At 66.6% G+C, this 17,988-nt stretch carries 16 protein-coding genes; 10 read left to right on the top strand and 6 right to left on the bottom strand.

Going from position 1 to position 17,988, the window contains the following annotated elements:
* Nucleotides 1-97: 97 nt before the first annotated feature.
* The 5 genes from BACI349Y_RS10245 (at nt 98) to BACI349Y_RS10265 (ending at nt 4,763) form a co-directional block, all read left to right on the top strand.
* Complete coding sequence (locus tag BACI349Y_RS10245) at nt 98-400, top strand: DUF4193 domain-containing protein (protein ID WP_018761323.1); 303 nt, start codon at nt 98-100, stop codon at nt 398-400.
* Between the two features lie 202 nt (nt 401-602).
* On the top strand, nt 603-1,343 hold the full coding sequence (locus tag BACI349Y_RS10250) for a M50 family metallopeptidase (protein ID WP_159632005.1): 741 nt from the start codon (nt 603-605) through the stop codon (nt 1,341-1,343).
* Between the two features lie 29 nt (nt 1,344-1,372).
* On the top strand, nt 1,373-2,416 hold the full coding sequence (locus tag BACI349Y_RS10255) for a glutathione S-transferase family protein (protein WP_159632006.1): 1,044 nt from the start codon (nt 1,373-1,375) through the stop codon (nt 2,414-2,416).
* 43 nt (nt 2,417-2,459) lie between these two features.
* On the top strand, nt 2,460-3,569 hold the full coding sequence (locus BACI349Y_RS10260) for a serine hydrolase domain-containing protein (protein WP_159632007.1): 1,110 nt from the start codon (nt 2,460-2,462) through the stop codon (nt 3,567-3,569).
* Nucleotides 3,570-3,662: 93 nt separating this feature from the next.
* Nucleotides 3,663-4,763 (top strand): FUSC family protein, encoded by a 1,101-nt coding sequence (locus BACI349Y_RS10265; RefSeq protein WP_159632008.1) that lies wholly within the window; start codon nt 3,663-3,665, stop codon nt 4,761-4,763.
* Here BACI349Y_RS10265 and BACI349Y_RS10270 read toward each other — a convergent pair whose 3' ends face one another.
* The 3 genes from BACI349Y_RS10270 to BACI349Y_RS10280 are packed head-to-tail and all read right to left on the bottom strand — an operon-like array spanning nt 4,764 to nt 8,374.
* The gene (locus tag BACI349Y_RS10270) at nt 4,764-5,675 is read right to left on the bottom strand and encodes a MaoC family dehydratase (RefSeq protein WP_159632009.1); all 912 of its coding nucleotides are present in this window, start codon (nt 5,673-5,675) and stop codon (nt 4,764-4,766) included.
* Nucleotides 5,672-7,012 (bottom strand): 3-oxoacyl-ACP reductase, encoded by a 1,341-nt coding sequence (locus tag BACI349Y_RS10275; protein ID WP_159632010.1) that lies wholly within the window; start codon nt 7,010-7,012, stop codon nt 5,672-5,674. The genes BACI349Y_RS10270 and BACI349Y_RS10275 overlap by 4 nt, the downstream gene beginning before the upstream one ends.
* Before the next feature lie 9 nt (nt 7,013-7,021).
* Complete coding sequence (locus tag BACI349Y_RS10280; RefSeq protein WP_159632011.1) at nt 7,022-8,374, bottom strand: acetyl-CoA C-acetyltransferase; 1,353 nt, start codon at nt 8,372-8,374, stop codon at nt 7,022-7,024.
* 61 nt (nt 8,375-8,435) lie between these two features.
* Between BACI349Y_RS10280 and BACI349Y_RS10285 the strand changes: the two genes are divergently transcribed.
* Nucleotides 8,436-9,164 carry a TetR/AcrR family transcriptional regulator gene (locus tag BACI349Y_RS10285; protein ID WP_236560792.1) on the top strand — a complete coding sequence of 243 codons (729 nt, stop codon included), beginning with the start codon at nt 8,436-8,438 and terminating at the stop codon, nt 9,162-9,164.
* A gap of 1 nt (nt 9,165) precedes the next feature.
* Nucleotides 9,166-11,277 (top strand): acyl-CoA dehydrogenase family protein, encoded by a 2,112-nt coding sequence (locus tag BACI349Y_RS10290; RefSeq protein WP_159632012.1) that lies wholly within the window; start codon nt 9,166-9,168, stop codon nt 11,275-11,277.
* Nucleotides 11,278-11,368: 91 nt separating this feature from the next.
* Here the strand turns inward: BACI349Y_RS10290 and glgA are convergent, their stop codons facing one another.
* Complete coding sequence (glgA, locus tag BACI349Y_RS10295) at nt 11,369-12,574, bottom strand: glycogen synthase (protein ID WP_159632013.1); 1,206 nt, start codon at nt 12,572-12,574, stop codon at nt 11,369-11,371.
* A 102-nt stretch (nt 12,575-12,676) separates the two neighbouring features.
* On the opposite strand from glgA, the gene glgC reads away from it, so the two are divergent.
* The 3 genes from glgC (at nt 12,677) to BACI349Y_RS10310 (ending at nt 16,113) form a co-directional block, all read left to right on the top strand.
* The gene (gene glgC, locus BACI349Y_RS10300; RefSeq protein ID WP_159632014.1) at nt 12,677-14,086 is read left to right on the top strand and encodes a glucose-1-phosphate adenylyltransferase; all 1,410 of its coding nucleotides are present in this window, start codon (nt 12,677-12,679) and stop codon (nt 14,084-14,086) included.
* Between the two features lie 89 nt (nt 14,087-14,175).
* The gene (locus BACI349Y_RS10305; protein ID WP_159632015.1) at nt 14,176-15,627 is read left to right on the top strand and encodes an SDR family NAD(P)-dependent oxidoreductase; all 1,452 of its coding nucleotides are present in this window, start codon (nt 14,176-14,178) and stop codon (nt 15,625-15,627) included.
* Between the two features lie 18 nt (nt 15,628-15,645).
* Nucleotides 15,646-16,113: a pyridoxamine 5'-phosphate oxidase family protein gene (locus tag BACI349Y_RS10310; protein ID WP_201302423.1), complete on the top strand. Its 468-nt coding sequence runs from the start codon at nt 15,646-15,648 to the stop codon at nt 16,111-16,113.
* 46 nt (nt 16,114-16,159) lie between these two features.
* Here the strand turns inward: BACI349Y_RS10310 and BACI349Y_RS10315 are convergent, their stop codons facing one another.
* Complete coding sequence (locus BACI349Y_RS10315) at nt 16,160-17,011, bottom strand: transglutaminase family protein (protein ID WP_159632016.1); 852 nt, start codon at nt 17,009-17,011, stop codon at nt 16,160-16,162.
* The gene (locus BACI349Y_RS10320) at nt 17,008-17,934 is read right to left on the bottom strand and encodes an alpha-E domain-containing protein (RefSeq protein WP_141160461.1); all 927 of its coding nucleotides are present in this window, start codon (nt 17,932-17,934) and stop codon (nt 17,008-17,010) included. The genes BACI349Y_RS10315 and BACI349Y_RS10320 overlap by 4 nt, the downstream gene beginning before the upstream one ends.
* Between the last annotated feature and the right edge of the window lie 54 nt (nt 17,935-17,988).

The following is a 17,988-nucleotide window of genomic DNA, read 5'->3' on the forward strand; positions in this document are numbered from 1 at the left end:
AATCGGCAGTGGATCTACGCTCCCTGTTGGGGAATACCGGCTTGATGCTGTACGTTTCATACCCGACAGCCAATCAAAGAAAAGAGAAGCACCCAAAGTGGCAACCGATTACGATGAACTGCGTTCCGACGTCAAGGAATCGCAGGACAACTCACTCGAGCAGCTCCAGTCAGCGAATGCTCCCGACGCCCGCAGTGTTGTGCAGGAGTTGGACGAGGCTGACGGGCTGGACGGCGCCGGGGTCCCTGGCGGCGAATTCGTCGCTGAGGAGCTCGTAGTCCAGGTCATCCCCCAGGCTGAGGATGAATTCACCTGCTACTCCTGCTTCCTGGTCCGCCACCGGTCCCAGATTGCCCGGCAAAAAGACGGCCACAGCTACTGCACCGAGTGCGAAGGCTAGTCCAGAAGCTTTCCGAGGGGCAGGTTCGCCCGGTCCCGCCCGAAAGGCACGCCGCATCAGGCGTGCCTTTCGGCTTTAAGCGCTGGCCCGGCCGCCGGTCCCCGTGCCCATTAAGCCTTCACCCAGCTCAGCTGGGTAGCGTTGGGGACAGTACAGACGACGTCGACACCTACCATGCCTACCCGGCAGCCAGGAGGCAACGGTGGCCAGCCCCGCCAGCTTATGGGAGACGTTCGCCACGGCATTCACCCAGGCGAACGTTCCCACCGTCACTTGGGTGGAGATGCTGCTGTCGGTGGCGGCCGCCGTCGGGTTGTCCATCCCCCGGCGCAGTTGGCGCTACTTCGGCCTCCTCGCCACGGTGACGCACGAGCTTGGCCATGCTTTTGCTGCCCTGACCTCCGGGCAGCGGTTGTCCGGTATCCGCCTCCGGCTTGACCACTCCGGAACCACCACCACCTACAGCAGAAGCAGGCTGGCCGCCGCCTGGTCCTGCTTCTGGGGGTACCCCGTGCCTGCCTTGGCGGGCGCCGCCTTTGTTTGGTGCGGGCTGAACGGGTGGGGACCCGCCGCCATGGCCGTCAGTGCGCTGGTGCTGGCTGCTTCGCTCCTGTTCCTCCGCAACCTTGCCGGATTCGTCATTACCGGCGCTGCCATCGGCGCAGCAGGCTCGCTCACCTTCCTTGCGCCGCCTCCCGCCGTGGGGCATGTGGCCGTCATTTTCGGCCTTGCGCTGCTCGTCGCCGCGGTGCGGGACCTGCTCAAACTCACCCATGTGCACCTCCGCCGCCGGGACCGTCTCAGCAGTTCGGACGCGTATCTCCTGTACCGTGCCACGTCTGTTCCGTCCGGAATCTGGATTGGCCTGTTCACGCTCCTGGTCGCCGGCGCATGGCTGGTGGCCTGGCAGCCCATCTCGGTAATCCTGCTGCAAGGCGCCTAGGGCGCAGGGGTGGCGCATAGGCTTGTGGCATGAGCCAGGAAACGGAAAGCACCACCGCAGCGACCGACCACACCAACGGGCACAGCACCCGCGGCGCCTATGTGACAGGCGGAGCCGAATTCACCCGGGACACCAACTACATAGAGGACCGCATCACCAGGGATGCTTCTCCCGGCAGCAACGGCGAGCCGGGGTGGCCAGTGGAAGCAGGGCGCTACCGCCTGATTGCCGCCAGGGCCTGCCCGTGGGCGAACCGGACGGTCATTGTCCGCAGGCTGCTGGGGCTCGAAGAAGCCATTTCGCTGGGCCAGCCCGGGCCAACCCACGACGCGCGTTCCTGGACCTTCGACCTGGATACGGGCGGAGTGGATCCGGTCCTGGGCATAGAGCGCCTGCAGGAAGCCTACTTTAAGCGCTTCCCGGGGTACCCGAGGGGAATCACTGTGCCCGCCATCGTCGACGTGCACAGTGGTGAAGTGGTGACCAACAATTTCCCGCAGATCACCCTCGATTTCTCGACCGAGTGGACAGAGTTCCACCGGCCGGGTGCCCCGGAGCTCTACCCGGTGCATCTCCGCGAAGAAATCGACCAAGTGAACAAGCGGGTGTTCACCGAGGTCAATAACGGCGTCTATCGCTGCGGCTTCGCCGGATCGCAGGAGGCTTACGATTCGGCGTACCAGCGGCTGTGGACCGCTTTGGACTGGCTTGAGGAGCGCCTCTCGCAGCAGCGGTACCTGGTGGGCGACACCATCACCGAAGCGGACGTGCGGCTGTTCACCACGCTGGCACGGTTTGATCCCGTGTACCACGGTCATTTCAAGTGCAACCGCCAGAAGCTGAGCGAGATGCCCAACCTGTGGGGATATGCACGGGACCTGTTCCAGACACCCGGCTTCGGAGACACCATCGACTTCGTGCAGATCAAGCGGCACTACTACGTCGTGCATGAGGACATCAACCCTACGGGGATCGTCCCGGCCGGCCCGGACCTGTCCGGATGGTTGACGGACCACGGGCGGGAGTCGCTGGGCGGCGAGGAAGTCGCTGCGGGACACGGCGCGGCCGCCTGAGCAAAACCCTGAAGGAAACCGCTTTCCTCCTACACTGGAAGGCATGCAGACTTCTCTGGGTTTCGTGGTGCCGGGGTACGAGGGCGTCCTGGCACTGTTTGAGTCCTTTCTCGCGGAGGACTCCCGCTACAGCGCGCAGCTGGCCGCCTACCGGAACGGGGTGCCGGTGGTACGCCTGACCGGGGGCCCGGACATGGCACCGGATACGTTGACCGGCGCCTACTCCTGCTCCAAGGGCGTCGCCGCACTGGTCATCGCCCTGCTGGTCCAGGACGGCGCCCTTGACCTGGACCAGACCGTGGCGCATTACTGGCCCGAGTTTGCCGCGCACGGAAAGGACAGGCTCCTGGTCAGGGAGGCGCTGTCGCACCAAGCGGGGCTGCTGGGTGTCGAGGGCGGCTTTGGCTTGGACGAGTTCACCACGTCCAGGGCTGCCGCCCGACTCGCGGATGCCGCTCCCTCCTGGGAGCCCGGCCGCCAGTTCGGCTACCACGCGCTCACCATCGGCATCCTCATGGAGGAACTGTGCCGGCGGACTACGGGTGAGGCCCTGCAGGACATCTATGACCAAAGAATCCGGAAGCCGCAGGACGTGGATTTCTTCCTGGGGCTGCCGGAGGACCAGGACGCCAGATACCGGGATGTCCTCTATGAAGCAGACCCGTCGGAGGCGTGGGTCGACCCGCTCAGCCTCGATGGCATGAACGGCAACGCCCCGGTCAGCACCATCATGGAGCTGCCCAACATCCGCTCGGTGCGCGCCGCGGGCATGTCCGCGGCGGGCGGGGTAGGGTCCGCCGACGGGCTGGCGCGGTTGTATGCGGCAGCGACCACCGGCGTGGAGGGCAGTGAGCCGTTCCTCACAGCGGGGACCGTCGCGGCAATGACCCGGGAGCAGGTGTGGGGCCTGGACCGGTCCTCCGGCCTGGACAATGCCTTCGCGGTCGTCTTCATGAAGCCCCACCCCTCGCGGAACTTCGGCAGCCACCGTGCCTTCGGCCACGAGGGGGCCAACGCGGCCCTTGGTTTTGCGGATCCGTCCTATGGCCTGGGCTTCGGTTACATCCCCCGGCGCGCGGAAGAGGGGCGCACTCCGGGCCGTGCCCACCGCCTGGCCGCTGCGGTACGGCGTTCAGCAGCCGGTTTGTCCTGACGCACCCCCGGCCCTACTGTTGTCCGGATGGGCAATACTCAGGCACGGCCGGCTGCACGGTGGGCTCGGGGGACCCAACTTCTTAGACAATCAGTGGCGGGGCTTTCTGCTGCCTTCGCGGCGCAGCGGCTGCAACTGGCCGGGAAAGCGGCCATAGCCGCAGGGCTGGCGTTCGCCATCGCACCCCTTATGCCGGGCGCCGCCTCGCACTACGCGTACTACGCGCCGCTGGGCGCCCTGGTGGCGATGTATCACAATGTCGCCGGGTCCGTGAAGCAGGGGGCGCAGGCCCTGGCGGGGCTGGCGATGGGAATCGGCCTTGCCTTCGTCCTGGTGAGCATCGGTGCGCCCTCGCCCCTGACGGTCGCCGTGTTCATGGGGGTGGGAGTCCTGCTGGGCGGCTTGCCGGGCATCGGTTCAGGCAGTGACTGGATTCCGACGGCGGCCCTGCTGGTTCTGCTGGTCGGCGGCAGTAACGCCGAAGATTTCTCCTACGGATACCTCGTGCAGATGGCAGCCGGAGTGGCGGTGGGCATTGCGGTGAACTTCCTGATTTTCCCACCCCTGCACCTCAACGCAGCGGCGTCGAGCCTGGCCGACCTCAGGGTCGCCCTGGGCAAGCAGTTGCTGGATATGGGCGCCGCCCTGAAGGAAAAGTGGCCCCCAGAGCACGAAGACTGGTCGCGCAGGTCGGACGAACTGGCAGAGGCCGCAAGATCCGTGCGCCACCTGGTCAAGGAAGCCGATGCCAGCCGCAGGGCCAACCCCCGCCGGAAGCTGCACCCGCGTGACATGGACCAGGACTTTCGCGACCTGCAGGACCTGGAGCGGGTCACGTTCCATATCCAGGACATGACGGATGTGCTGTCTGACGTGATCTGGGAAGACGACGTGCCGTATGCCATCCCGTTGCAGGACAACGAGCCCCTGGCCGACGCCATCACCGCAACCGGACAACTGGTGTCCACGGATACCGACGGCAACGAGCAGGGCCGGAGGGACCGCTATGACGCCGCCAAGGCGGCGGTGGAAGCCTGTATGGCTGCCACCGCCCGCAGGCCGGCAGACCAGGGAACGGTCCCTGCGTCAGAATCGGTCCTCCTCAGCCTCCACCGGATCCTCCGGGCGGTCCGTCCCCAGGACCAGGCCGGCCGCCCGCGTCCCGGAGACGAAGCCCAAGCTCCCCGGCCGTGATTACAGGGCCGAAACTGTCCCGCTGAAGTGGCGCCGCCCCGACCGCGGACTCCAGGCGACAAAGCTGGATCGCTTCCATGCTCCGGCCCCGCCCTGTTCCGTCGCGATCTCCAGGGCGACCCGGGAGGGCAGGAAGACCGGGGCCTCGAACTCCACGTCCCACCTGAACGAGTCGCCCCGGGCGGGGCCAGCGTCCGCGAGCGCCCGGGACGCCAGGTACATGCCGTGCGCTATCGACCGCCGCATGCCCAGGGCTTTGGCCGAGAGCACACTCAGGTGGATGGGGTTGAAGTCCCCCGAGACCGCTGCATACGCACGGCCGGTGTCCACGCCCAGGTGCCACAGGGCCGTTGGGTCAGGTGCCGTGAAATCCGCCTTGGGCGCGGTGGCGGTGGGCTTGTCGATCCCCGGCAGGAACACTCCCTTGGCCAGGTACGTGGAAACCCCGCACCAATGCACATCGCTGGAGCCGGCACGCCGCACTTCCGCCACGACGTCCACCTGTGTCCCAGCACGGTGGCCGCGGAGGTTTTCCACCCGGGCGGTCATGTCAAGGACATCGGTGAACACCAGCGGTGATCTTTGCTCAACACTGTTGCGCAGGTGGATCATCCCCAGCAGGGGCAGCGGGAAGTCGTCCCTGTTCATGACGCTCATGGCCAACGGGAACGCGATCGCGTGGATGAAGCCGGCAGGCAGGACGTCACTGGCCGTTTCGCCGATCAGGTGCTGATACGCGGTAAGGTTCTCGACCCCCACCGTGACGCCCCTGACTTCATGGCTCTCCGCCGGAAGGACTGACGAGTCGTGCGTGCCCAGGAGCCTGCGCCGTGCCGCCTGCGCGGCGGCATTGACGTAAAGCTTGGACAATGACGGCATCTCGGCCAGGACCACCGGTTGCTGGACCGTCATGCCCCCACCAGGTTCTGCCCGCACACCCGCAGCACCTCCCCGTTGATCCCACCGGCGGCTTCGCTGGCCAGGAACGCGATGGTCTCCGCGACATCGGACGGCAGGCCCCCCTGCTGCAGCGAGTTCAGCCGCCGTGCCACCTCGCGGACGGCAAAGGGGATGCGCGCCGTCATCTCGGTTTCGATGAATCCGGGAGCCACGGCATTGATGGTGCCGCCGTGGGACGCGAGCAGGGGGGCGGTGGCACGCACCATTCCCATCACTCCTGCCTTGGACGCCGCGTAATTGGTTTGTCCCCTGTTTCCGGCGATGCCGCTGGTGGAAGCAACCGAAACAATACGCGGTGCCGACCGGAAGTGTGCGGATGCCAGCAGGGCTTCATTGATGCGGAGCTGGGCGGCAATGTTGATGTTGATCACCGCGTTCCACCGTGCCTGGTCCATGTTGGCCAGGAGTTTGTCCCGCGTGACGCCGGCGTTATGCACCACGATGTCCAGCCGCCCGTGCCGCTGCACGGCATGGTCGATGATCCGCTGGCCCGCACCCGCGCCGGTGATGTCGAGCTGCAGCGCGGTGCCGCGCACCGCGTTCGCCACCGCGGCCAGCTGGTCCCCCGCCGCAGGAATGTCCACCAGGATCAAGGTGGCACCGTCGCGGTGCAGCGTCCTGGCGATCTGGGCACCGATGCCGCGGGCCGCGCCGGTGACAACTGCCACTTTGCCTGCCAGCGGCTGCTCCGGGTCTGTGGGAAGGCTGCCGTCCTCCGTTGACACGGTGAGGAACTGTCCGTCAACGAACGCTGACCGGCCGGAGAGGAAGAACCTTAAGGCGCCCAGGGCACTGGGGCTGGTGGCGGTGGTGCCGCCTGAAAGGACGACGCCGTTGCCTGTTGCACCTGCCCGCAGTTCCTTGGCCAGGGACCTCAGAAAGCCATCCACCCCCTGCCGCGCTGCCGCGGTTTCGGGCGAGGAGGCTTCCGACGCCGGGCGGGACAGGGTGATGACCCGGCCGCCGGCCCGCAGGTCCCGGAGGGACCCTGCCGTCGCCAGGACGGGCTTCTCCAGGTCTGCCGGATGAGCGAGCTCATCAAGGACCAGGATGATGGCACCCAGCTTTTCGGCCGGCACGGCGTGCCGCCGGACGTCGAGGTCCCAGGACAGCAGTTCTGCAGCGAGCTTGTCCGCCCCCGAAGTATCACCGAGGACGACGACGGGTCCGGTCACCAGTGGCTGCCCGGGCTGGTAACGGCGAAGGACCGCAGGTTGCGGGAGGCCCAGCTTCTTTGCCACGTTGCGGCCCAGGCCGCTGTTGACCAGTTGTGTGTATGTGTCCGCCATAGCCGCCTCCTACAGGGATTCCAGGATCGCGACGACGCCCTGGCCGCCGGCCGCGCATACGGACACCAGGCCCCGCGCCGGCCGCCCGGTGGAGGCAGCCTTGGCGTGGAGCATCTTGGCCAGGGTGCCTACGATGCGGCCGCCGGTGGCAGCAAAGGGGTGGCCTGCTGCGAGCGAAGACCCGTTGACGTTGAGGCGGGAACGGTCGATGCTGCCGAACGCACCCTCGAGGCCGAGGCGGGTACGTCCGAACTCGTCGTCCTCCCATGCTGCGAGGGTACTGAGGACGGTGGCGGCGAAGGCTTCATGGATCTCGAAGTAATCGAAGTCGGCCAGCGTCAGGTTTTGCCGGGCCAGGAGCCTGGGCACGGCGAACACGGGGGCCATCAGCAGCCCGTCCTTGCCGTGGACAAAATCAACGGCGGCAGCTTCGGCGTCCACCACGGCTGCCAGCTTGGGCAGGTCGCGGGCATCAGCCCATTCGTCGGAGGCCAGCAGCACCGTGGAAGCACCGTCGGTCAGAGGAGTGGAGTTACCTGCTGTCATGGTGGCGTCTGCGCCAAGGTTGCGGCCGAAGACCGGCTTCAGCGAGGCGAGTTTTTCCAGTGAAGTGTCGGCCCGCAGGTTCCCGTCGCGCGTCAGTCCCCGGTAGGGGGTCATCAGGTCGTCGAAGAACCCGGAGTCGTAGGCGGCAGCAAGGTTGTGGTGGCTGTTCAACGCCAGCTCGTCCTGCGCTTCCCGGGAGATCTTCCACTGTGCAGTGGTCAGGGCCTGGTGCTCGCCCATGGACAGGCCGGTCCGCGGCTCCCCTGTGCCCGGGGCCAAAGGGGCCAGGTCCTTGGGCCGGAGCCGGCTGAGGATCTGGAGCCGCTGGGGAAGGGTTTTGGCCCGGTGAAGGTCCAGGACGACCTCGCGGAGCCCCTCGCTGACCACCACGGGAGCATCGGACGCGGAGTCCACGCCGCCGGCAATGGCGGAATCAATCTGTCCAAGCTTGATCTTGTTGGCCAGGCCAACCACGGTTTCAAGGCCTGTGGCGCACGCCTGCTGGAGGTCGTACACGGGAGTTTCGGCAGAGAGCGCCGATCCCAAAACGGCTTCCCGGGTGAGGTTGAAGTCGCGCGAGTGCTTGAGCACCGCGCCCGCCGCCACCTGGCCAATGCGTTCGTCCTGGAGGCCGAAGCGGGCGATCAGGCCATCGAGGGCCGCCGTCAGCATGTCCTGGTTGGAGGATTTGGCGTACGCTCCCCCGGCCCGGGCGAACGGGATCCTGTTGCCGCCGACGATCACCGCCCTGCGGGTCGCCGGGACGGCAGGCGTGGCTGATCCGCCTGCGGGGATGGACTGTCCTTCTGTGGACATGGAGGGCTCCTCTGGTCACAAGTGGTTACCGATACCCAGCGTACCTGATACGCTGGGTATCGTGAACCTTCAGGACACGCACTCCCCCCTGACCATCGAACTGCCCACGCCGGCGAGCTCCGACGGGCGTTCTTCCCGCTGGCAGAGCCACCGGGAAGAACGGCGCAGGGAACTTATTAAGCAGGCCCGCCGCGCGGTGCACGTCCTGGGCAGCGACGCTTCGATGGAGGACATCGCCACAGCGGCCGGAACGTCGAAGTCGGTCTTCTACCGTTACTTCGGGGACAAGGCAGGGCTGCAGCAGGCGGTGGGTGAGGTGGTGCTCAGCCAGATGCAGCACCGCATCCAGGAGGCCGCCCAAAGCGCCCTCACGCCCCGGGAGGGCTTGCTCGCCATGGTTTCGGCCTACCTCCAGATGGCCGATACCAGCCCCAACGTCTACACCTTCGTCACCAGCTACGCGCCAGGTGATACCGCCGGCCCAGCTCACCCTGCTGCGCCCGGCGGACCGCTGGGCCCCTTTTTCGACGCCATCGCGGACATGATCGCCACCCCCATGCGGTCACACCTCGGCGATGTCAGGGAAACCGTCATCGGCTATTGGCCAAAGGCGGCAATCGGCCTGGTACGGAACGCCGGCGAACAATGGCTGAGCACCCCGGACTCCCCTGCCAAACCAGACCAGGAGACGATGGCCCGCCAGATCACGGCGTGGCTGTGCGTGGGCATCGTCCCCGAACTCACCCCCGCTTCACCGACCACCAAGTTATCCGCCAAAGAAGGACTGTGACATGACTGACGTAGTGGACCGCCCCGCGCGCAAGGGGCTCCGGCCCGCCGCAACCCCTGCAGCCAAGCCCCTGGACGAAAACCCCGCGCCCGCCGTCGACGTCGAGGCATTGGGCAGGCAACTCCTGGGCAAGTGGGTCGATGTCCGGCTCCAGGCACGGGATCTGGCCGCCAGGCCTGAACTGCACAAGATCGAAGGCCTGACGCACACCGACCACCGTGCCCGCGTGTTCGGCCAACTCAAGTACCTCGTGGACAATGAAGCCGTGCACCGCGCCTTCCCCTCGGAGCTGGGCGGCTCTGACGACCATGGCGGCAACATCGCCGGCTTCGAGGAGCTGGTGGTGGCAGACCCGTCCCTGCAGATCAAGGCGGGGGTCCAGTGGGGTCTTTTCGGATCCGCCGTGATGCACCTGGGGACCGCGGAACACCACACCAAGTGGCTGCCCGGAATCATGAGCCTGGAAATCCCCGGCTGCTTCGCCATGACCGAGACCGGCCACGGCTCGGATGTGGCAAGCATTGCCACCACTGCAACCTACGAGCCCGCCTCCGAAGAGTTCATCATCCACACCCCGTTCCGTGCCGCCTGGAAGGACTACATCGGCAACGCGGCCAATGACGGCCTCGGCGCCGTCGTGTTCGCCCAGCTGGTCACCCGCGGCGTGAACCACGGCGTCCACGCGTTCTACGTGGACCTCCGGGATCCGAAGACCAAGGAATTCCTGCCCGGAATCGGCGGGGAGGACGACGGCGTCAAGGGCGGCCTGAACGGCATCGACAACGGCCGGCTGCACTTCGACAACGTCCGCGTCCCCCGCACCAACCTCCTGAACCGGTACGGCAACGTCGACGCAGACGGAACCTACACGTCGCCCATCGCCAGCCCCGGCCGGCGCTTTTTCACCATGCTCGGCACCCTGGTCCAGGGCCGCGTGTCACTGGACGGCGCCGCCGTGGCCGCCTCCAAGGTGGCTTTGAAAGCCGCCATCCAGTATGCCACCGAACGCCGCCAGTTCAACGCGTCCTCGCACACCGAGGAAGAAGTCCTGCTCGACTACCAGCGGCACCAGCGGCGCCTGTTCACCCGCCTGGCCAGCACCTACGCGGCCAGCTTTGCGCATGAGCAGCTGCTGCAGAAGTTCGACGACGTCTTCTCCGGCGCCCACGACACCGACGCGGACCGCCAGGACCTGGAAACGCTCGCCGCGGCGCTGAAGCCCCTCAGTACCTGGCACGCCCTGGACACCCTGCAGGAGTGCCGTGAAGCCTGCGGCGGTGCCGGATTCCTGATCGAAAACCGGTTCGCCTCGTTGCGCGCCGACCTCGACGTGTACGTCACCTTCGAGGGAGACAACACCGTGCTGCTCCAGTTGGTGGCCAAGCGCCTGCTGGCCGACTACGCCAAGGAGTTCAGGAACGTGGACTTCGGAGTGCTCGCCCGTTATGTGGTGAACCAGGCCGCGGGCGCCGCTGTGCACCGCACCGGCCTGCGCCAGGTGGCCCAGTTCATGGCGGACACGGGGTCGGTCCAGAAGGCTGCAATCGCCCTCCGCGACGAGGAAGGCCAGCGCGCCCTGCTCACGGACCGGGTCCAGGCCATGGTGGCTGAGGCCGGTGCTGCTTTGAAGGGCAGCAAGCGCCTGTCGCAGGACAAGGGCGCGGCCCTGTTCAACCGACACCAGAATGAACTCATCGACGCCGCCCAGGCGCACGCTGAACTGCTGCAGTGGGAGGCGTTCACGGACGCCCTCCGCGAGGTGGAAGATGCGGGCACCAGGACAGTCCTTACCTGGCTGCGTGACCTCTTCGGCCTGTCCCTGATTGAGAAGAACCTGTCCTGGTACCTCATGAACGGCCGCCTCTCCATGCAGCGGGCCCGCACGGTGGGCGGCTACATCAACAGGTTGCTGGAGAAGATCCGCCCGCACGCCCTGGACCTCGTGGAGGCCTTCGGGTACGGCGACGAGCACGTCCGGGCGGCCATCGCCACGGGCGCCGAAAAGAGCCGCCAGGACGAGGCGCGTGCGCACTTCCGCAGCCAGCGGGCCAGCGGGCAGGCGCCGGTGGACGAGAAAGTCCTGATCGCCAGGACGGCGGGCCGCAAGGCCTAACCCGGCTGAAACCACCAACCGGGTAAACAACGACGGCGGCGCTCCCCCACCAGGGGGAGCGCCGCCGTCGTTGTTTCTACTGCCGGGACGCTCAGGCTCCGGCAGGCAGCACCGATCGGTACACCTCGAGGGTGGTTTCGGTGATCGATTCCCACGAGAAGTGCTTTTCGGCGCGCTCGCGGCCTGCCTTCCCCATCGCCCGGGCGCGTGCGGGATCGGACACCACTTCGGTGAGGGCGGCTGCGAACTCCGCGACGAACTTCTCCGGGTCCAGGGGCGTACCCGTACCATCGGTGACCTGTTCCAGATCCACCAGAAGGCCGGTTTCACCGTGCTGGACCACCTCGGGGATGCCGCCGGTGGCACTGGCCACCACCGCGGCGCCGCAGGCCATGGCTTCGAGGTTGACGATGCCGAGCGGCTCGTAGATGGAGGGGCAGGCGAAGGCCGTGGCGTGGCTGAGGACCTGGATCAGTTCGTGGCGCGGCAGCATCCGTTCAATCAGCACCACGCCCGTGCGCTGCTTCTGCAGTTCCTCAATGAGCGCGGCGGTTTCGGCCGCCAGTTCCGGGGTGTCCGCGGCGCCCAGGCACAGGACCAGCTGGACGTCAGCAGGAAGTTTCGCTGCCGCCCGCAGGAGGTAGGGAACGCCCTTTTGGCGTGTGTTTCTTCCCACAAAGACGACGCTCGGTTTGGCGGGGTCGATGCCCAGGGCGCGGACGGCGTCGTCGTTTTCATCACGCTGCCACAGCTCCACGTCGATGCCGTTGTGGACCACGCGGACCTTGTCCGGGTCAACGTTGGGGTAGCTGCGCAGGATGTCCTGGCGCATGCCCTCGGACACGGCGATGATCGCCGCCGCGGCTTCATAGGCCGTCTTCTCCACCCAGGAGGAGAGCGCGTAGCCGCCGCCCAGCTGCTCGGCCTTCCAGGGCCGCAGCGGCTCGAGGCTGTGGGCACTGAGAACGTGCGGAATTCCGTGCAGCAGGGAGGCCAGGTGGCCGGCCATATTGGCGTACCAGGTATGCGAATGGACCAGGTCGGCGCCCTGGACATCCGGCACAATGCGCAGGTCCACACCCAGGGTCTGCACCGCGGCATTGGCCCCGCCCAGATCCTCGGGAACCTGGTAGGAGGTCACGGTTGCTCCGTGGTAGTCAGCATCGCGGGGAGCACCGAAAGCGCGAACCTGCAGGTCAACGTGCTTACTAAGCACCCTGCTCAATTCGGCCACATGCACCCCGGCGCCACCGTAGATCTCCGGCGGGAACTCTTTAGTCACAATGTCTATTCGCACAAGACCCAAGGTAGTCGTTCACGGATAACTGTTCTAGTGTGAAGGAGTCCGGGCCTACCGGACTGTCTTGGGGAGTTACGAAGGCGTACAGGAGCGACCATTATGCCGTTGACCAAAAAAGTCCTGGCCATTGTCCTCGCAGGTGGCGAGGGAAACAGACTGATGCCACTGACGGCAGACCGGGCCAAGCCCGCCGTGCCCTTCGCCGGCAGTTACCGCCTGATCGATTTTGCGATTTCCAACCTGGTGAATTCGCGTTACCTGCAGATTGTGGTCCTCACCCAATACAAATCCCATAGCCTCGACCGGCATATTTCCGAAGCATGGCGGATGTCCACCCAGCTCGGCAACTACGTCGCCTCCGTCCCCGCACAGCAGCGCGTCGGCAAGAGCTGGTTCCTGGGCAGCGCCAACGCCATCTACCAGTCCCTGAACCTGATCCATGACGCCAACCCCGACATCGTCGTCGTGGTGGGTGCGGACCACGTGTACCGCATGGACTTCGCCCAGATGGTGGACCAGCACGTCCGCAGCGGCGCCAAGGCCACCGTGGCGGCCGTCCGGCAGCCGCTGCACATGGCCGACCAGTTCGGCGTGATCGAAGTGGACCAGAACGACTCCCAGAAGATCGCCGCGTTCGTGGAGAAGCCCTCCAGCACGCCCGGGCTCGCCGCCGACCCCTCCCAGTTCCTGGCTTCCATGGGCAACTACGTGTTCGACGCCGACGCCCTGGTGGCCGCGCTGCACGTGGACGCCGAACGCCTGGACACCAAGCACGACATGGGCGGGGACATCATCCCCTACTTCGTCAACAGGGGCGAGGCCGGCGTCTACGACTTCACGCTCAACGACATCCCGGGCTCCACCGAGCGGGACCGCACCTACTGGCGCGACGTGGGCACCATCGACTCCTTCTATGACGCCCACATGGACCTCATCTCCCCGCTGCCGGTCTTCAACCTCTACAACTCCGAGTGGCCCATCTACACCCGGCAGAGCATTTCCCCGCCGGCCAAGTTCGTCCGCGGCAAGAACAACACCGTCGGCACGGCGCTGGACTCCATCGTGGCCAACGGCGTGGTGATCTCCGGCGGCGTGGTGGAGGGCTCGGTCCTGTCCAACGACGTCTACGTCGCCACCAGCGGCCGGGTCATCGATTCTGTCCTGATGGACAAGGTGCAGGTGGGTGAAGGGGCAGTCATCAACCGCGCCATCCTGGACAAGAACGTCAAGGTCCCTGCCGGTGCGGCCATCGGCCTGGACCCTGACCTGGACAGGGCGCGCGGGTTCAAGGTCACCGAGTCCGGCATCACCGTCCTGGCCAAGGGCCAGGAAGTCCCGGAACCGGGCGAGGAGGAACGCAAGCTCGCCGCCAGCCACCTGAGCGTCCTGCCGAACGCCATCAAGGCTGCTGCGGAGCAGTACGCCGGCGTCCGCGAGGCTGCGGACAAGGTGGCCGGCACGCATGCCGCCGCCGCGGCTGAGGCCGCACCGGCCGCCCGGCTGCGGTGATCCGCAGGTAGCCATACCCCACACCACCCGCAGGCCGGGGCGCCACCCATGGTGCCCCGGCCTGCGGCGTACGCTGTAAAATTTTCCCAATGAGCTCCCCCGATCTGACCCCTGAGGACATCCAGGCCTGCCTCAAGGTCCTGAACACCATCCATGCCTACGACGAGGAGCACCCGGACTATGTCGCGGTGCGCCGCGCCACGGGGAAGATGTTCAAGGCCGTCAAGCGCCACCGCAGGGTCACGAAGCGTGATTCCATCGCCGAGGCTGACCGCGCAGTGATTGCCCAGACCGCCACCGCCGCCCCTGACCGGATCGATGACGAGACCCGCGGCAACAAGCTGGCACCGTCCGCCACCGGAAAGATCGCCGGACACCTCCTCCGGTCCCGCCCCTGCTACATCTGCAAGCAGCACTACACCCAGGTGGATGCCTTCTATCACCAGCTGTGCCCGGAATGCGCGGCCTTCAGCCACAGCAAACGTGACGCCCGGACCGACCTCACCGGCCGCCGGGCCCTGCTGACCGGAGGGCGGGCCAAGATCGGGATGTACATCGCACTCCGGCTGCTGCGCGACGGAGCCCACACCACCATCACCACCCGCTTCCCCAAGGACGCTGCCCGGCGCTTCGCGGCGATGGAAGACAGCGGGGACTGGCTGCACCGGCTCCGCATCGTGGGGATCGACCTGCGTGATCCCGCCCAGGTCATGGCCCTGACCGACTCACTCGACCAGGCCGGTCCGCTGGACATCATCATCAACAACGCGGCCCAGACCGTGCGCCGGTCCGGCAACGCCTACAAGCCGCTGGTGGACGCAGAGGACGAGCCGCTTCCGGCGGCCCTGGAGCAGGCCAACGGCGGCCCTGAGCTCCTGACGTTTGGCCATGCCCATGACAAGCACCCCTTGGCCCTTGCCGGCAGCGTCACCGAACACCCGGTCCTGGCCGGCGACGCGATCACCTCTCTGGCGCTGTCCACAGGGTCTGCGTCGCTGGAGCGCATCGCCTCCGGAACCGCGATTGACGCGGGTGGCCTGGTCCCGGACCTTGCCACGATCAACAGCTGGACGCAGGTCCTGGACGAAGTGGATCCCCTGGAGATGCTCGAGGTGCAGCTCTGCAACGTCACCGCCCCCTTCCTGCTGGTCAGCCGGCTCCGGGGCGCCATGAAGCGGTCCACGGCGCGGCGCAAGTACATCGTGAACGTCTCCGCCATGGAGGGGCAGTTCTCCCGCGCCTACAAGGGCCCCGGCCACCCGCACACCAATATGGCCAAGGCGGCGCTGAACATGATGACCCGCACCAGCGCCCAGGAGATGCTGGATACCGACGGCATCCTGATGACGGCGGTGGATACCGGCTGGATCACGGACGAGCGCCCGCACTTCACCAAGGTCCGGCTCATGGAGGAAGGCTTCCACGCGCCCCTCGACCTGGTGGACGGTGCGGCGCGGGTCTACGATCCGATCGTCATGGGTGAAAAGGGCGAGGACCAGTACGGCGTCTTCCTGAAGGATTACAAGCCCAGCCCCTGGTGATGCGGGTATGCTCACGGCATGAGCAACGAGTCATCCACCCAAGTGCAGAATCTCGAACACCACGAATGCTGGGCGTTGCTGCGGACGGTGTCCGTGGGCAGGCTGGCGGTCCTCGTAGAGGGCCGGCCGGACATCTTCCCGGTCAACTTCACCGTGGACGGCGGCACGCTGGTCTTCCGCACCAGCCAGGGCACCAAGCTGTCGGCGGCCTCCGGCGACGCCCCCGTGGCGGTGGAGGCCGACGGCGTGGACCCTGACACGGGCCTGGCGTGGAGCGTGGTCATCAAGGGCACCGCTGCCCTGGTCAAGAGCACTGAGGAAGTGCTGGAGACTTCCCGGCTGTACCTCTTCCCCTGGCAGGCGGGACGGAAGGACGCGTTCGTGCGCATCACCCCGGACAGCGTCACGGGCCGCCGCTTCAAGGTCACCGATCCGATGACGTGGTGGACGCAGATCAGCGGCTCCGCCAAAGCGTCCCAGGAATAGGCCGACGGCGGGTTCCCCGGCCACGGAGGCCGGGGAACCTGGCGCGTCAGGCGAGCTGGGTGATCTCCACGCTGACTTTCAGGGCGGAGCCGCCGCCGCCGGACAGGATGCCCTTCAGCGGGGGCACATCCCGGTAGTCGCGGCCCCTGGCCACCGTGACATGGAAGTCACCGGCGGGTTTGTGGTTGGTGGGGTCCCAGCTGCGCCAGTCCCCGTCCCACCATTCAAGCCACGCGTGCGACTGCCCGGCCACGGTCTCCCCGATTCCGGCGCTGGAGCGCGGGTGCAGGTAGCCGGAGACATAGCGCGCCGGAATGCCGCAGCTGCGCAGTGCACCGATGGCCAGGTGCGCCAGGTCCTGGCACACCCCCTTGCGCTGGCCCCAGGCTTCCTCCGCGTTGGTGGTGACGGCAGTGGACCCGGACATGTAGGTCATCTCCCCGCGCATCCAGGCGAAGACCGCCATGGCAGCCTCGTGCGGATTCTTCCCTGCCACGACGCCGGGGATGATGCCCAGGACCTCGTCGCCCGGACCGCTCAGCCGGGACTGCGGCAGCCAGTCGCTGAACGCATCAAGCGTCTCCGGCGATGCCAGTTCATCCCAGCCCACGATGTCTGCCTCCGCGGGGATCTTCTCCGCCCGGTGCACCTCGACGGTGATGTTGGAGACCACCTCAAGGTTTTCGTGCGGCATCTGCATGTCAAAGGCCGTGACCCTGGTCCCCCAGTAGTCGCGGTAGGTGCTCACTGCCGCCTGCGACGGGGAGACCTTCACCACGGACTCCAGGACCACCTGCTGTGAATCCGTCAGCGGGGTCATCCGTGCCTCGTTGTAGGACAGCGTTACCCGCTTGTTGTACTTGTAGGCCGTCCTGTGGACGATGCTCAACCGGGTCATGACACTTCTCCCACCCAGGCAAGTTCGTCCGCCTGATTGAAGTACTTACGGGAAATGGCGTCCGAGGCCTGGGACACCGCCTTCTGCACCCGCTCCATGTGCTCCGGCAGTTCGGACATGAGGTCGTCCGTGCGGTGGAACTCGAGGAAGGTCCGGGCCTGGCCCACGATGCGGCGGGCATCGTTGATGAAACCCACGCGCTGGGCGGACGGGTCGAGTTTTGCCAGGCACTCATCCGCGTCCCGCAGGGCATAGACGATGGACCGCGGGAACAGCCGGTCCAGGAGCAGGAACTCTGCAGCGTGCTGGTCTCCGAACGCAGCGCGGCGGGTGCGGAGGAAGGATTCATACGCGCCGGCGCACCGGAGCATGTTCACCCAGGACATGCCTGCGGAGAGGACGTCCCTGGTGGAGAGCATCCGGGCCGTCATGTCGGCACGTTCCAGCGAGCGGCCCAGGACCAGGAAGAGCCAGCTCTCGTCATGGCTCACGGTGGTGTCGGCAAGGCCGCTGACCATGGCGGTGCGCTCCAGGGTCCAGTTGCAGAACCGGTAGGTGCCCACCACGTCCTTGCGGTGCTGGCTCAGCCCGTAGTAGGTGGTGTTCAGGCTTTCCCACAGCCCGGAGGACACAGTCTCGCGGGCACGGCGGGCGTTCTCACGGGCGGCACCCAGGGAACCGGCGATGGACGTGGCGCTGGTCTTGTCATAGGCCAGGGCGTGAAGCAGTTCCGGAAGCCCGAAATCCTCGCTCTGCGGCTTGGCGCCCATAACCGCCAGGAGTTCCTGCGCCACGCTCTTCCGCTCCTCCATGGGGAGGTGGTTGAGGCGTTCCAGGTGGACATCCAAAATGCGGGCGGTACCGTCCGCCCGCTCCACATAGCGGCCGATCCAAAAAAGGGACTCGGCAATACGGCTAAGCATTCGCGGCTACCTCCTGCGCGCCCGGAACGTTGTCAAAGAAAGGTGCGACGGCGG

It is taken from the genome of Arthrobacter sp. 8AJ, assembly GCF_902506025.1.
Classification (GTDB): domain Bacteria; phylum Actinomycetota; class Actinomycetes; order Actinomycetales; family Micrococcaceae; genus Arthrobacter.

What these genes read in the sequence shown, in the direction of transcription:
- BACI349Y_RS10255 (WP_159632006.1), top strand. Translation starts at nt 1,373, where the DNA reads ATGAGCCAGGAAACGGAAAGCACCACCGCAGCGACCGACCACACCAAC.
- BACI349Y_RS10260 (WP_159632007.1), top strand. Translation starts at nt 2,460, where the DNA reads ATGCAGACTTCTCTGGGTTTCGTGGTGCCGGGGTACGAGGGCGTCCTG.
- BACI349Y_RS10270 (WP_159632009.1), bottom strand. Translation starts at nt 5,675, where the DNA reads ATGACGGTCCAGCAACCGGTGGTCCTGGCCGAGATGCCGTCATTGTCC.
- BACI349Y_RS10275 (WP_159632010.1), bottom strand. Translation starts at nt 7,012, where the DNA reads ATGGCGGACACATACACACAACTGGTCAACAGCGGCCTGGGCCGCAAC.
- BACI349Y_RS10280 (WP_159632011.1), bottom strand. Translation starts at nt 8,374, where the DNA reads ATGTCCACAGAAGGACAGTCCATCCCCGCAGGCGGATCAGCCACGCCT.
- BACI349Y_RS10290 (WP_159632012.1), top strand. Translation starts at nt 9,166, where the DNA reads ATGACTGACGTAGTGGACCGCCCCGCGCGCAAGGGGCTCCGGCCCGCC.
- glgC (WP_159632014.1), top strand. Translation starts at nt 12,677, where the DNA reads ATGCCGTTGACCAAAAAAGTCCTGGCCATTGTCCTCGCAGGTGGCGAG.
- BACI349Y_RS10305 (WP_159632015.1), top strand. Translation starts at nt 14,176, where the DNA reads ATGAGCTCCCCCGATCTGACCCCTGAGGACATCCAGGCCTGCCTCAAG.
- BACI349Y_RS10310 (WP_201302423.1), top strand. Translation starts at nt 15,646, where the DNA reads ATGAGCAACGAGTCATCCACCCAAGTGCAGAATCTCGAACACCACGAA.
- BACI349Y_RS10315 (WP_159632016.1), bottom strand. Translation starts at nt 17,011, where the DNA reads ATGACCCGGTTGAGCATCGTCCACAGGACGGCCTACAAGTACAACAAG.
- BACI349Y_RS10320 (WP_141160461.1), bottom strand. Translation starts at nt 17,934, where the DNA reads ATGCTTAGCCGTATTGCCGAGTCCCTTTTTTGGATCGGCCGCTATGTG.